Here is a 12,373-nt window from a genome sequence, read left to right as displayed (position 1 = left end):
AACTATCCCAAGATATTATGAGAATTTGTTTATTTCCGGGAACTTTCGATCCGATCACTTTAGGACATACGGATATACTCGACAGGGGAATAGAATTATTCGACAAGATTGTGATCGGTATTGGATTGAACAGCAGCAAGGCCCCTATGTTCAACCTGGAAGACCGTATTGCCTGGATAAAAGAGATATACAAGAATGAGCCGAAGGTTGACGTAGCCGCTTATTCCGGCCTGACCATCGACTTTTGCAAGCAAATCGGCGCCCGGTATATCCTGCGTGGTATTCGTTATGTCAGTGATTTCGAATACGAGAAAGCGATCGCTGATGCCAACCGGGCTATTGCGCCTGAAATTGAAACAATTTTCCTGACCCCCGTTCCCAAATATTCTGCAATAGCCTCTACATTAGTAAGAGATATTTACAGGTACGGAGGAGATGTATCTTCTTTCCTGCCCGCAGCAGTATTGGAAGGAATAAAGAACTTAAAAAAGTAGTTGTATGAAAACGATCTGGCATTCCAAAGATATTTCATTAGACCAGTTGAATGAACACGGAAAAGGCACTATGGGCGAATGGCTGGGGATGGAATTTACGGAGATAGGTCCTGATTATTTAAGATTGATGATGCCGGTAGATCATCGTACCATACAGCCTTACGGCCTGCTTCACGGAGGCGCTTCCGCCGCCCTGGCAGAAACAGCGGGCAGCATCGGATCGGCGCTGATCATAGATCCCGCAAAGCAGATCTGCGTAGGGATGGAGATCAATGCCAACCATGTACGGGGAGTAAGAAGCGGCTATGTACATGCAATGGCCAGACCCTTGCATATCGGCGGCTCCAGCCACGTTTGGGACATCCGCATCACAGACGACGAACATAAACTCATCTGCGTAAGCCGCCTTACTGTGGCTGTCCGCGATAAAAAGTAGTTCACGGAGAGGTTTCACGCAAAGACGCAAAGAAGCAAAGAGCGCAAAGATTTTTTGACCGAAGCGGATTTTAAGAAGCAAAGGAGGGAGATTGTGTTATATAACAAATAACATAATCTCCCCTCCTTTGCTTTCTTATTTTACTTAAAACAAAAATCTTTGCGCTCTTTGCTTCTTTGCGTCTTTGCGTGAAACCTCTCCGTGAAACTAGATATCCGCGGCGCGGAAGACTTCACGGATGTTGGCGTATGAGAATTTAAGGTACTTATTCACGTTCTGTGGTTTGATCCATTCAATATCCAGTATATCTTCCTCTATCTGCGGTACGGTAAGTTCCGTGCCGGTGAAAGACATCTTATACCAGTAAGTATGCTTCAATACCTTTTTGCTTTTCATAGGGTAGTAATGAAAAGTTTCTGTCAGCTTATGATCGAGGGTGACGTTGAATAATCCTGTTTCTTCTTTTACTTCCCTGAGGGCGCAGGTTTCGAGATCTTCTCCCGGGTCTTGTTTCCCTTTGGGGAGGTCCCATTTCCCCCTGCGGAAAAGCATCAGGATATCGCCGCCCGGATTGGTGATCAGTCCACCGGCGGCTACGATAGGAGTAAAATGCAAGCTAACTTTTTTCAGCAACTGGTTCACGTCAGGTGCTACAAAAACAGCCGCTTCTTTTTTTCCGTCTTCCAGTTTTTGTAAAACGGATTCCATTTTCTTGCTGTCAGGATTTTCATAAACCTTGGCTTCCGAAAGATGTGCAGGGATCGGGGAAGATGCCGCACTGAGTAATAAAGGCCGCTCGTTCAGATAGATGGTGATGTTTTCTTGCATGACGCAAATGTAAGAATGAGGATGAAAAAATATAAAATAAGATACAAAAAGAATAGAAGAGCTGTTACCTTAAAAGCGCGATTAATTATAAAAATGGTAGTACTTTTGGCGCTCGTATGAGTACAATAAGCGAAAAACAAGTTGCAGAAAAATTACTGCAGGTACAGGCAGTGAAATTGAGTCCTGCCGCTCCATTCACCTGGGCGTCTGGCTGGAAGTCGCCTATCTATTGCGATAACCGTAAAACATTGTCTTATCCCTATGTGAGGGATTATATCAAATCAGAACTCTCTAACCTGGTGTTCAGCACGTTTCCTGACGCTGCGGTGATTGCAGGCGTAGCCACTGCGGGTATTCCTCATGGCGCATTGATCGCCGACCAGCTGAAGCTGCCATTTATCTACGTTCGTTCCAAACCTAAAGAACATGGGATGGGCAACCAGATAGAAGGCGTGTTACAGCCGGGCCAGCAGGTAGTGGTAGTGGAAGACCTGATCTCAACAGGCAAAAGCAGCCTGGAAGCGGTGCAGGCTATCAGGGCTGCCGGTGGCGAGGTAGTAGGGATGGTTTCCATCTTCAACTATGGTTTCGACATCGCGGTGAAAGCGTTTGAAGCAGCCGGGGTGCCTTTCTATTCGTTAAGCAATTATAACGCACTGATCGCGCTGGCGCAGGAAAAAGGAATGGTATCTGCCGAGGAAACCGCTACTTTGCAAGCATGGAGAGCAGCTCCCGACCAGTGGGGCAGATAACCAGGGCATTTAACTTTTTTCGTATATTCGGGTTCTAATAATCATAACTATGCGTATCCTGAAATTATTCCTATTGATGTTATTTGTTGGTACCGGTACCACAATGGCACAACAGAAGCAGAAAGCCATCGAAACTGTTAAGATCAGTACACCAACCGTACAATGCGAGTCCTGCAAGAACCGTATTGAAAGGTATATGACCAGGGAAGAAGGTGTGCAATCTGTAAAAGTGGATGTAAAGAAGCATATTACCACAGTAAAATATTTCACAGACCGTACTAACATCGAAAACATCAAAACCGGTATTGCCAACGCTGGTTACGATGCAGACAATGTTACCGCGAACCCTGAGTCTTACGCCAAGCTGCCTACCTGCTGCAAAAAGCCGGAAGATGGCGGTGGAATGGATAAGAAACACTAATTGTTTTGATAGAAAAGGAACAGGCAACTTTAATTCTGCATACTATGATGAAAGAAGAAGAGTTGCCTGTTCCTTTTTTATTTAATCCCCTGAAACATCACCTGGGGGTATTATATGATATTTTGTCCCATACCGGTTTTGAAGCCCTCTTCCCGCTGCTGTTAAAACTGGGCTCTTCCCAAATGGATATGTATACCGGGAAACTCCCTCCCCGGGCTATTTTCAAAGAAATTGCCTCTTTCCTGGGGGAAAACGGCATTACCGACCGTACTGTTTACCGGGAATATCTTGCTTCGCGGGGGGACTATATCCCTGTAACGCTCAGCGACCATGCTGTATGGACGCTCAGGTTTGCAGCAGGAGAAAGATTTGTGCATGTACATCCGGGCAGGCATGTGCCTCATACCAGGCGGATCAAGGCAACTGCGCTGAAAACAGCCCTGCTTTATGAGGCGGCTAAGCGAGATGGGCGTTTAAGCGGCGATCAGCTGGCAGATATTAACAGGCTGAGAGAGATGATCGGTTTATCGCCGATCCGGAGTTTGAAGGAATGCCGGCACTTGCTGGAGTTGGTTGACCTTTTGGAAACAACCTGACAAATTTCGTATGCCTGTTCCCGTTAAAGGGATCAGAAGAAATTCAGCGCCTGTTTGGTTTCGCATTTGATAGGGAAGGGTACCCAGATCCCTGCCTTACCTACTTTACAGTTACCGGTGGCTTTAATAGTAACTTCTTTATTACCCAGTAAACCCAATGCGTTTTTCATGACGTTTGCCATATTCACTTCGAGTTTGACAGGGAAATAGAAAGTATCGCGGGCCGGGATGGCAATGGTAGTGTCCTGGATGGAATGGCCTACCTGGGTGTCGTCTATGAACAGGTCGAAATTGGCGTCTTTCAGTTGCAGCCTGTATTTGTTAGGGTTGTAATAGGCAAGGGTAAGCTTTACCACGCTTTTAGACATGCCCAGCTCATCCAGGTCTAACCCTGCTACCCTTACGAACTGGATATCCTGGTTCTTTTCGCAAGAGCTGATCATCACCACTAACAATAAAGCAACAAATATTTTGACAAGTTTCATATAAATCCCCGGGATTGAAAAATTCCTGTAAACCTACAGCAAAGGACTTAGTTCTCAAAAAGGAAAGAATTGAATTGGGAAAGATTTAACGGTGGCCGGGATGGCGGGTTTTGAAGCTGGTTATCTTGTGGTTCATCTTTCCGCTGAAGTTGAGTGAATCTTTAGTATTTTTGCGCCCTGGCAAAAAAACGTCAATATACTGAGTATGAACTGTATAGGGTTTTAGGCCGGGAATTGGAATAGCATTTTTATAAACGGGCTGGTTGGTCCTTAACTCAGATAACATGACAGAACAGGCAGATGGAAAAGTATTACTGATTGAATCTCAATATTTTCCGCCTATTGAAGTTTACAAGGCTTTGGTAAAATGCGACACCCTGCAACTGGAGCAGTTTGAGCATTACCAGAAGGTAAGCTATCGAAACCGTTGTTATATAGCGGGGCCTAATGGTCGGATTACCCTGAGCGTACCGTTGTCTAAAGGCAAGAACCAGCGTACGGTAATGAAAGATATAAAGATCAGCAACGAAGAAAAGTGGCAGGGTCAGCACTGGAAAACCCTGGTTTCGGCTTATCGCCGTTCGCCCTGGTTTGAGTATTATGAGCCGGAGCTGGAAACGTTGTACACCAGGCCGTTCAACTACCTGCTCGACTGGAATATGGCTTGCCTGGAGTGGGCTAACAAGCAGTTGGGATTAAAAGTGCCGGTAATTTTTACGAAAGAATACCAGAAAGAAGTCGTTGATCCGTCGGTTACAGATGCCAGGGACAGCATCCTGCCTGAGCCGGCTGTTTTTGGCGAGCCGGAGTACACCCAGGTGTTCCAGGAACGCATAGGATTTATCCGTAATTTGAGCATCCTGGACCTGTTATTTTGCGAGGGAAAACAAAGCCTGGAAGTGTTGAGTTAAAATATTAATTTTGGCTGCGTAAATTATTGATTTATATTTACTATCATATCTGTTAATCTAACTACTGTCTTTTAACAATTTACGCCCGAAAAAAATTAACGAGGCAATCAACAAAATATTTAGATTTGCAACCTATTTTGCTGGGGTTCGAACTGACGTAGGTGTGTAAACCAGGAGTTTCCCAGTGAGGGAAAAGAGGATTGTTATCCTGATGTTTCTATTACTAATTCCTAAAATTCATTTGCAGTATTAAATGAACAACACCTACACAGACCTTGTCAAGCAGACATTTGAGTTTCCGCAGGAAGGCTTTGAAGTGAAAGATAACTACCTGGAATTTAACGGGTTAAACATTAAAGCGCTGATTGACAAGTATGGTACGCCTTTTAAGTTGACCTACCTCCCTAAGATCGGAATGCAGATCAACAAGGCCAAGAAGATGTTCCATGAGGCGATTAAAAAGAACCGGTACGAGGGGCAGTATTATTACTGTTACTGTACGAAGAGTTCGCATTTTTCTTTTATCATGGAGGAAGCCCTGAAACACGGGATTCACATCGAAACCTCGTTTGCTTATGACATTGATATTGTCAATAAGCTGTATGAAAGAAAGAAGATCAATAAAGACATTTATGTCATCTGCAATGGTTTCAAAACCAAAGCATATACAAGAGCTATTTCCAGGCTGATCAACAGTGGGTTCCGTAACGTGATGCCGGTTCTTGACAATAAGGAGGAGCTGGACGACTATAAACGTAACGTACGTACGAAAGATAAGGTGAAACTGGGTATCCGTGTGGCTGCAGAGGAAGAACCGAGCTTTGACTTTTATACATCCAGGCTGGGTATACCGCCCCGCGATATCCTGGAATATTATGTAGATAAGATCAAGGGAAACGAGAAGTTTGAGCTGAAAATGCTGCACTTCTTCATGAACAAGGGGATTAAGGACGATATCTACTACTGGAGCCAGTTTAACAGGGTGTTGAACCTTTACTGCCAGTTGAAGAAGATCTGTCCGGAACTGGATAGCATCAACATTGGCGGCGGTTTCCCGATCAAGCACTCTTTAGGGTTCGATTACGATTACAACTATATTGTAAACGAGATCGTTGCAAATATTAAGAGCATGTGCAAAAAGAACAAAGTGCCTGTTCCTAATATTTTCACTGAATTCGGATCATTCACAGTAGGAGAGAGCGGCGCAGTGATTTACAGTGTGTTGGGTGAAAAAATGCAGAACGACCGTGAATCCTGGTATATGATCGACAGTTCTTTCATTACCACGTTGCCAGATACCTGGGGTATTGGTGAAAAATTCCTGATGTTGCCTATCAATAAGTGGGACCAGGAATACCAGGAAGTACATTTAGGTGGACTTACCTGCGACGGATACGATTTTTATACGTCTGAAGAACATATTAATGCTGTGTTCCTGCCTAAGCAGCAAGCGTCTGGCGAGCCATTGTACATTGGCTTCTTCCATACGGGAGCGTACCAGGATCAGCTGAGCGGTTATGGCGGCATCAAACACTGCCTGATCCCTTCCCCAAAACATGTTATCGTGGGGTACGACAAGAACGGTCAATTGAAAGACTGGTTGTACGCGAAGGAACAAACTTCTCAGAGTATGCTGAAGATTTTGGGTTATTAAAAAAATGGGTTAGTAATCCTACAAAAGAGCCCTCCGATTATTCGGAGGGCTTTCTTTTTTCATTTTATAATTTCTCAGTTATTGACTAAAAAAGGCTTTCATTACTGAAAGCCCATCCATGGCATAGGTTAGATATTATTCACCGCGGCATAAGGAAAATAGGAGCTGATGAATATTGATACAGCAAAGATATCGCACTGCCCAGATCTTCATCATCCATAAAAGTTGTAATTTTTGTTCCCTGCTTTTTAGTAAGTTATTGTGAGAAAGCTGCTAATATTCTGTTAAAATGGCTATGGAGTAGAGTTACTAATAATATTTAAATATCTATATAGTTGATTTTTCTCTTATTTGTTGTAACAGGTAATAACACAGAAGTGTAGTCTACGACCTGATCCTTGGATCGTTCAGGTATTCGATAGCGGTTCCGCATTGTTTTTCTATCTCCGAAAAACAGGTATCCAGCAATTCCAGTTCCCCGTTGGAGAAAGCTTTGCGCCCGGATCTTGAAAATCCCTTTACCAGGAGGAATTGCTTGGTAAGCTGGTGATTGACCTTTGTAAGTTGTTGCTGCTGCTGGGCTACTATCCTGATATGCTGCATCCGGATCACGTTCCGGTAATATTGCCCCAGGGCGCGGATCAGGAAAAGGATGTACATACCGGTAACAACAGGGTTGGCGAGAAATTGGAAACCGGCAGAATAGCCGGGGCTCACATAGATCTGCAGGTCGTTCACTTTCAGGTAGGCTACCAGCGCAAGATAGGCGCAAAGAATACCGCTCCACACCAGGGTAGTACGGAGGTCGACCGTAATATAGCACAATAAAATGCTCATTACCCAGATCATGGTGTATTTAGGACTGAGATCCTGGTCATTGATTAAAGAAGAAAGTATAGGGATAATCAGGGTGGCCAGGGAGATAAGCGTGCCGGCTTTATGGGCCGTCCATCCTTTGCTGATCATTACCAGGCCCGTGATCAGTAGCAATATCAGGAAAGGGATCAGCAAAAGATTGACAACGTTTTGGGCTCACATGTTGATCAGTTGAATAAAGGTTAGCATAAACGTATAAAAGAAGGCGTAATCAAAAAGCAGTTTGATCTTTGCCTGTTCATAAAGGTCGTCTGTTCGTTGTATGGCTTTACCTAATACTTTTTTTTCGGTAGCCAGGTAGATGTTGCGGATGAGCGACCAGCCTTTAAGTAAGCGCTTTGGCATGGGTATTTGCTTGAATAAGCAAGGTATTGCAATCTGGAGAATGGGCGATATAACGTTTGTGTGAATTATACACAATAAAAAAAGAGCGCCTGAAGCAGGCGCCCTTTCCATTAAACCCTCATGTCTGTTCAGTCCCTTATTCCACTACTATTTCTTTAGGAGAATCCTGATTGTTCTCTTTTTTGCCAAGGGTAACTTTCAGGATACCGTTTTCATATTTTGCATTGATCTTGTTCGCATCCACTACATCGCTGATAGAGAAGGAACGTTTGAATGATTTGAAGTTGAACTCCCTGCGCACCTGTTTGTCGCTTTCATTCTTCACCGCTTCTTTCTTTTCTGCACTGATGCTGATGGTTTTTTCTGCCGCGCTGATCTTGAAATCTTCTTTGCTGAATCCGGGAGCCGCTACTTCAAGAAGGAAGGCTTCAGGAGTTTCAACGATATTAACGGGAGGATAAGTGGTGAAGAAATCGCTGGTCAGGAAATCATCCTTTACCAATTTATTGAAACCGCCGTTTAAAATATCTTCTACTAAACCACCAAAAGTTCTTGGAACCGGGCTCTGATTAAATTTAATGTGTGTCATAGTATTTAACTTTTTAGTGTTGTTATCAATTTTTTGTTTGTACCTGCTACTGAACAAACCAAATACCATATGCCAAAAACTGCTATTTTGTTAGTTTTTATGTTACAGATTATGACATTGTGTCATATGTATTGTATCTGGAATGTCAAAAAGTCTAATCATCTCTTCAATTTTTTTCTTTCTGGGTTCAGATAGTTAACTTTGTGGAAACAAAAACAGAAAAAATTACTTAAGATATGTATCCTGCAGAATTTGTAATGCCTAGAAAGGCTGAATTGACTGATAATGGTTTTGAAGAATTGCTTACTGCGGAAAGCGTTGACAATACTTTGAAAAAAGAAGGAACAACCCTGGTGGTGATCAACTCCGTATGTGGTTGTTCTGCCGGTACCGCTCGTCCGGGTGTGTTAATGGCTATTGCGCATAGCGAAAAGAAACCAGATAGATTAACAACCAGCTTCGCGGGTTATGATATGGAAGCTGTACAACAGATCCGTCAGCATTTATTACCTTATCCTCCATCTTCACCAGCTATTGCCTTGTTTAAAAACGGCGAACTGGTACACTTTATCGAACGTCATATGATTGAAGGCAGATCCGCGCAAATGATCGCTGCTAACCTGCTGGATGCATTTGAACAATACTGCTAAATATTCACATTTCTAATATTTAAAGTTAGAAATTCGAAATTGCATCGTACTTTGGTGGTTTGATTTTCCTTTTGATTAATTCGGCTTTGTTCATAGGAAAATTCAGATCACCAATTTTTTTTGGCTATGTATCCTAATTTATATTACGCATTAAGAGAACTGTTCGGCATTCATCTTCCATTTCTGAAAATTTTTAATACGTTCGGGTTTTTCGTTGCCATAGCGTTTATTGCTGCGGCCTATGTATTTACCCAGGAATTGAAGCGACGCGAAAAATTGGGTCTGATGCATGGCACCATTGAAAAGATCGTTATAGGTAAACCAGCGTCGCAGAGTGAACTGTTAGGTTATGCGCTGGTTGGATTTATCCTTGGTTTCAAGTTCCTTGGTATCGTTTTCCAATGGAGTACCGCCTCAGAAGATCTGCAATCTTACATGTTCTCCAGCCAGGGTAGTTTAATCGGCGGTTTGCTGGTTGCTGCTATCATGGCGGGCCGCGAATATTATACAAGGAAACAGAAAGCGCTTCCAAAGCCGGAAGAAAAACAAGTGCTTGTAATGCCGCACCAACGGGTGCCCGATATTACCGTGATGGCGGCTATCGGCGGTTTGGTAGGCGCCAAGATCTTTCACAACCTGGAGAACTGGGGCGATTTTGTGCAGGATCCTGTAGGGGCATTATTATCGTTCAGCGGACTAACCTTCTACGGTGGGCTGATCGTTGCAGCAGCCATCATTCTTTGGTATGCACGGAAAAAAGAGATCAATCTCCGCCTGCTGGTAGACAGCGTAGCACCTGCATTAATGCTGGCATACGGCATTGGCCGGATGGGTTGCCACTTTGCCGGCGACGGCGACTGGGGCGTTTACAACAGCGCATACACTGTAGACGTGCAAACAGGTAAAGCAGTGCCTATGGCAGCTATGACCTTTGAAGAAGCGGTACAGAAAAATGCCGCCTATTTCCAGCCTAAATACGGCGGTATCGAAAATATCCCTCACATTACCTTCCAAAAGCCTGCAGGATTAAGCTTCCTGCCAGACTGGTTCTTCGCTTATGGGTATCCTCACAACGTGATCAACGACGGGGTGAAAATTGCAGGATGCGATGGCCAGTATTGCCGCGTGTTGCCAATTGCAGTATTTCCTACACCTTTATACGAGATCATCACCTGTATTGGTTTGTTCCTCGTCTTATGGGCTATACGCAAGAAAATTAAAGTACCTGGCGTATTGTTCGGGATCTATCTTATCCTGAACGGGATTGAAAGATTTTTTATTGAGAAGATCAGGGTAGATACCCGTTATGATATATTCGGATTCCATCCTACACAAGCCGAAATTATTTCTACTCTGCTGGTGATAGGCGGAGCCCTGTTTATTTTTTATTGTCGAAAAAAGCACACTACCAGTTTATCCTGATACAGGCATATGAAACGTCACCCTTCCCTCGTTACCTTGTCGCATGATCATAAGCGCTTGTTATTTGCATGCCAATACCTGAAGAAAGATGCCGCCCCATACGAAGGTTTCCCCCTGGAAACACAGGCAAGATTTGAATATATTATTAATTTGTTCCAGGAGGTCATGGTACCTCATATCCAGAAAGAAGAATACCTGTTCGAAAAATGCCTGGGAAAGAATGCGCAGATAGACCAGATGATCAGCGATCTGCAGCAGGAACATCTTGCTATTTCCCGCATGTATAGCGCATTGACAGAATCTACAGACCTCGACGCCGCCATGCATGTACTGGCAGTGAACCTCGAAGCGCATATCCGTAAAGAAGAACGGGAATTCTTTGAACTTATACAGCAACAATTGCCGGAGATGCTTGATGTTTTACAACTGGATAACCAATAAATGTACTAAAGGTGTTATTGGAACATTACCCGCTTTAAGATTATTTTGTAAAAGAGAGTTATAGTAGGATCAGGTAATCTTAATAATACAATACTATTCTTCATTTTCATTTATTGCTTTCTCCATGTTTGTTGAGCTGGTATAAACCTATAGCTAATAGAGTTATGTGTAAATTGTACTACAGCTTAGTTGTGTTGTTATGCTGTTTGGCTATTACGCCGGGAGTATCAGGTCTCTCGCGGGAAGATAGCCTGAGTCGGTATGAGCGGTTAGACTCTTCCGATCTTCTGTCTGCATCATTTTCTTATAAGGTTGGGGAACAGGTGTTAAATCAACTCGCGGTTTTAAAAGTACCGCAGGGGTATCGTTTGCTGGAAGGCGACCAGGCCAGGGTACTGGTAGAACAGCTATGGGGGAATCCTGAAAACCCCAATACCCTGGGAGTGCTGATCCCTCAACGGGTAAGTCCTACAGACAAGGAAGTAGGAGGGATTATTATTTCATTTGAACCTACCGGCTACCTGAACGACGACGATGCGCAGAGGATTAATTATAACCGCTTGCTGCATAGCATGAAAGAAGAACTGCAGGAAGACAACCTGCTGAAAGGCGGCAGGTCTGTAGGCGCCATAAAAACGGTCGACTGGGCCTTCCCTCCCTATTTCAATAAAAGCAACCATAGTTTACACCTGGCTAAGGTCTTTAAGTTTGAGTCGAAACTCTCGCCTTTCCTGAATTATGAGGTCAGGCTGCTGGGAAGGAATGGGGCGCTGTGTTTAACTGCCATCGGCAAAGCATCAGATCTTCAGAAAATAAAAGCTCAACTAGAATCCGTATTGGAGTATACGCAGTTCACCTTTGGAAACCGGTACGAAGATTTCAACCCGCTTACCGACCGCAAATCCAGTTGGGGCCAGGATGCGCCTGTACTTCCGTCTCTTTTCTTCTCAAAAGAAAAGCTGGTATTGGTTCTCCGCACTACTTTGCTGCTGATATTGATCTGCCTGGGGATGACAGGTTTCGTGTTCCTGATGCAAATCTATCACCATCGCCGGGCGACCGATAGAAAGAATATCAAGATTAATTTTGATATGAACTTTGATGAACGATTGAATTAAACTGCGTTTATAAAAATATACAGAAAGGCCGACGGGTGATCATACCGTTGGCCTTTTTTAGTTGGTGTTAATCAACTTATCTAGTAATCAATCTCCTTTACGTGAAAATTTTCCAAATCTGTTGAAACCTTTCCGACCCTGGATCGTCTTCTTGGGGAAATAAAACATTTTTTTCCGCTTATCACTGAATATTTGCCGTTCATGTAACGTCATGTACTATGTAATACATAATACCTACTTTTACATCGTAGTTGTTAATCTACTGTAGTGGTTTAAGTAATGTAGTAGTTAAACCAATGTAGTAGTTAAACCAAAGATCTAAAAAACCTCTAAATCGCATATAATCATGAAAACA

General features: G+C 43.5%; 16 protein-coding genes. 11 read left to right on the top strand and 5 right to left on the bottom strand.

All coding sequences use genetic code 11. The features are described from left to right. Window positions 1-17: 17 nt before the first annotated feature. Together coaD and BLV62_RS00730 are read left to right on the top strand one after the other, a co-directional pair. Window positions 18-494, top strand: coding sequence for a pantetheine-phosphate adenylyltransferase (gene coaD / locus BLV62_RS00735; protein WP_089757615.1), 477 nt, complete (start codon window positions 18-20; stop codon window positions 492-494). A 4-nt stretch (window positions 495-498) separates the two neighbouring features. Continuing rightward, a complete protein-coding gene (locus BLV62_RS00730) occupies window positions 499-930 on the top strand; it encodes a hotdog fold thioesterase (protein ID WP_089757613.1) in 432 nt (143 codons plus the stop codon). Window positions 931-1,137: 207 nt separating this feature from the next. On the opposite strand, the gene BLV62_RS00725 is transcribed toward BLV62_RS00730, so the two are convergent. Beyond that, the gene (locus BLV62_RS00725; RefSeq protein WP_089757611.1) at window positions 1,138-1,758 is read right to left on the bottom strand and encodes an NUDIX hydrolase; all 621 of its coding nucleotides are present in this window, start codon (window positions 1,756-1,758) and stop codon (window positions 1,138-1,140) included. A gap of 116 nt (window positions 1,759-1,874) precedes the next feature. On the opposite strand from BLV62_RS00725, the gene pyrE reads away from it, so the two are divergent. Genes pyrE through BLV62_RS00710 form a run of 3 tightly spaced genes read left to right on the top strand, consistent with a single transcriptional unit; the run spans window position 1,875 to window position 3,527 of the window. Beyond that, entirely contained in the window at window positions 1,875-2,510 is a 636-nt protein-coding gene (gene pyrE, locus BLV62_RS00720; protein WP_089757609.1) for an orotate phosphoribosyltransferase, read from the top strand. Window positions 2,511-2,559: 49 nt separating this feature from the next. Continuing rightward, window positions 2,560-2,931 (top strand): heavy-metal-associated domain-containing protein, encoded by a 372-nt coding sequence (locus BLV62_RS00715; RefSeq protein WP_089757607.1) that lies wholly within the window; start codon window positions 2,560-2,562, stop codon window positions 2,929-2,931. 44 nt (window positions 2,932-2,975) lie between these two features. Further along, window positions 2,976-3,527, top strand: a complete 552-nt coding sequence (locus BLV62_RS00710; protein ID WP_139169868.1) for a hypothetical protein — start codon at window positions 2,976-2,978, stop codon at window positions 3,525-3,527. A gap of 32 nt (window positions 3,528-3,559) precedes the next feature. Here the strand turns inward: BLV62_RS00710 and BLV62_RS00705 are convergent, their stop codons facing one another. Then, entirely contained in the window at window positions 3,560-4,012 is a 453-nt protein-coding gene (locus BLV62_RS00705) for an LEA/WHy family protein (RefSeq protein WP_089757603.1), read from the bottom strand. Between the two features lie 284 nt (window positions 4,013-4,296). On the opposite strand from BLV62_RS00705, the gene BLV62_RS00695 reads away from it, so the two are divergent. Both BLV62_RS00695 and BLV62_RS00690 read left to right on the top strand, forming a co-directional pair. After that, window positions 4,297-4,923: a WbqC family protein gene (locus BLV62_RS00695; RefSeq protein WP_089757599.1), complete on the top strand. Its 627-nt coding sequence runs from the start codon at window positions 4,297-4,299 to the stop codon at window positions 4,921-4,923. Window positions 4,924-5,176: 253 nt separating this feature from the next. Continuing rightward, the gene (locus BLV62_RS00690) at window positions 5,177-6,577 is read left to right on the top strand and encodes a type III PLP-dependent enzyme domain-containing protein (protein ID WP_089757596.1); all 1,401 of its coding nucleotides are present in this window, start codon (window positions 5,177-5,179) and stop codon (window positions 6,575-6,577) included. Window positions 6,578-6,961: 384 nt separating this feature from the next. Here BLV62_RS00690 and BLV62_RS00685 read toward each other — a convergent pair whose 3' ends face one another. The 3 genes from BLV62_RS00685 to BLV62_RS00675 form a co-directional block, all read right to left on the bottom strand. Beyond that, window positions 6,962-7,588: a hypothetical protein gene (locus BLV62_RS00685; protein ID WP_089757592.1), complete on the bottom strand. Its 627-nt coding sequence runs from the start codon at window positions 7,586-7,588 to the stop codon at window positions 6,962-6,964. Between the two features lie 21 nt (window positions 7,589-7,609). Continuing rightward, the gene (locus BLV62_RS00680) at window positions 7,610-7,798 is read right to left on the bottom strand and encodes a hypothetical protein (RefSeq protein WP_089757590.1); all 189 of its coding nucleotides are present in this window, start codon (window positions 7,796-7,798) and stop codon (window positions 7,610-7,612) included. A gap of 136 nt (window positions 7,799-7,934) precedes the next feature. Further along, the gene (locus BLV62_RS00675) at window positions 7,935-8,387 is read right to left on the bottom strand and encodes an Hsp20/alpha crystallin family protein (RefSeq protein WP_168927833.1); all 453 of its coding nucleotides are present in this window, start codon (window positions 8,385-8,387) and stop codon (window positions 7,935-7,937) included. Between the two features lie 236 nt (window positions 8,388-8,623). Here BLV62_RS00675 and BLV62_RS00670 point away from each other — a divergent pair, with 236 nt between their 5' ends. The 4 genes from BLV62_RS00670 (at window position 8,624) to BLV62_RS00655 (ending at window position 12,018) form a co-directional block, all read left to right on the top strand. Then, the gene (locus tag BLV62_RS00670; protein WP_089757586.1) at window positions 8,624-9,037 is read left to right on the top strand and encodes a BrxA/BrxB family bacilliredoxin; all 414 of its coding nucleotides are present in this window, start codon (window positions 8,624-8,626) and stop codon (window positions 9,035-9,037) included. Window positions 9,038-9,163: 126 nt separating this feature from the next. Beyond that, window positions 9,164-10,459, top strand: a complete 1,296-nt coding sequence (locus BLV62_RS00665) for a prolipoprotein diacylglyceryl transferase family protein (RefSeq protein WP_089757584.1) — start codon at window positions 9,164-9,166, stop codon at window positions 10,457-10,459. Between the two features lie 9 nt (window positions 10,460-10,468). Beyond that, window positions 10,469-10,900 carry a hemerythrin domain-containing protein gene (locus tag BLV62_RS00660; protein ID WP_089757582.1) on the top strand — a complete coding sequence of 144 codons (432 nt, stop codon included), beginning with the start codon at window positions 10,469-10,471 and terminating at the stop codon, window positions 10,898-10,900. 164 nt (window positions 10,901-11,064) lie between these two features. Continuing rightward, entirely contained in the window at window positions 11,065-12,018 is a 954-nt protein-coding gene (locus BLV62_RS00655) for a DUF2167 domain-containing protein (RefSeq protein WP_089757580.1), read from the top strand. Window positions 12,019-12,373: the final 355 nt, after the last annotated feature.

It is taken from the genome of Chitinophaga terrae (ex Kim and Jung 2007) (genome assembly GCF_900107795.1).
In the GTDB taxonomy this organism is placed as follows: Bacteria; Bacteroidota; Bacteroidia; order Chitinophagales; family Chitinophagaceae; genus Chitinophaga; species Chitinophaga terrae.
This window is presented reverse-complemented; position numbering and strand designations above follow the sequence as displayed.

Coding starts and splice junctions, on each gene's coding strand:
- BLV62_RS00730 (WP_089757613.1), top strand. CDS start 499: ATGAAAACGATCTGGCATTCCAAAGATATTTCATTAGACCAGTTGAAT.
- BLV62_RS00695 (WP_089757599.1), top strand. CDS start 4,297: ATGACAGAACAGGCAGATGGAAAAGTATTACTGATTGAATCTCAATAT.
- BLV62_RS00670 (WP_089757586.1), top strand. CDS start 8,624: ATGTATCCTGCAGAATTTGTAATGCCTAGAAAGGCTGAATTGACTGAT.
- BLV62_RS00660 (WP_089757582.1), top strand. CDS start 10,469: ATGAAACGTCACCCTTCCCTCGTTACCTTGTCGCATGATCATAAGCGC.
- BLV62_RS00705 (WP_089757603.1), bottom strand. CDS start 4,012: ATGAAACTTGTCAAAATATTTGTTGCTTTATTGTTAGTGGTGATGATC.
- BLV62_RS00675 (WP_168927833.1), bottom strand. CDS start 8,387: ATGACACACATTAAATTTAATCAGAGCCCGGTTCCAAGAACTTTTGGT.
- pyrE (WP_089757609.1), top strand. CDS start 1,875: ATGAGTACAATAAGCGAAAAACAAGTTGCAGAAAAATTACTGCAGGTA.
- BLV62_RS00655 (WP_089757580.1), top strand. CDS start 11,065: ATGTGTAAATTGTACTACAGCTTAGTTGTGTTGTTATGCTGTTTGGCT.
- BLV62_RS00680 (WP_089757590.1), bottom strand. CDS start 7,798: ATGCCAAAGCGCTTACTTAAAGGCTGGTCGCTCATCCGCAACATCTAC.
- coaD (WP_089757615.1), top strand. CDS start 18: ATGAGAATTTGTTTATTTCCGGGAACTTTCGATCCGATCACTTTAGGA.
- BLV62_RS00665 (WP_089757584.1), top strand. CDS start 9,164: ATGTATCCTAATTTATATTACGCATTAAGAGAACTGTTCGGCATTCAT.
- BLV62_RS00690 (WP_089757596.1), top strand. CDS start 5,177: ATGAACAACACCTACACAGACCTTGTCAAGCAGACATTTGAGTTTCCG.
- BLV62_RS00710 (WP_139169868.1), top strand. CDS start 2,976: ATGATGAAAGAAGAAGAGTTGCCTGTTCCTTTTTTATTTAATCCCCTG.
- BLV62_RS00725 (WP_089757611.1), bottom strand. CDS start 1,758: ATGCAAGAAAACATCACCATCTATCTGAACGAGCGGCCTTTATTACTC.
- BLV62_RS00715 (WP_089757607.1), top strand. CDS start 2,560: ATGCGTATCCTGAAATTATTCCTATTGATGTTATTTGTTGGTACCGGT.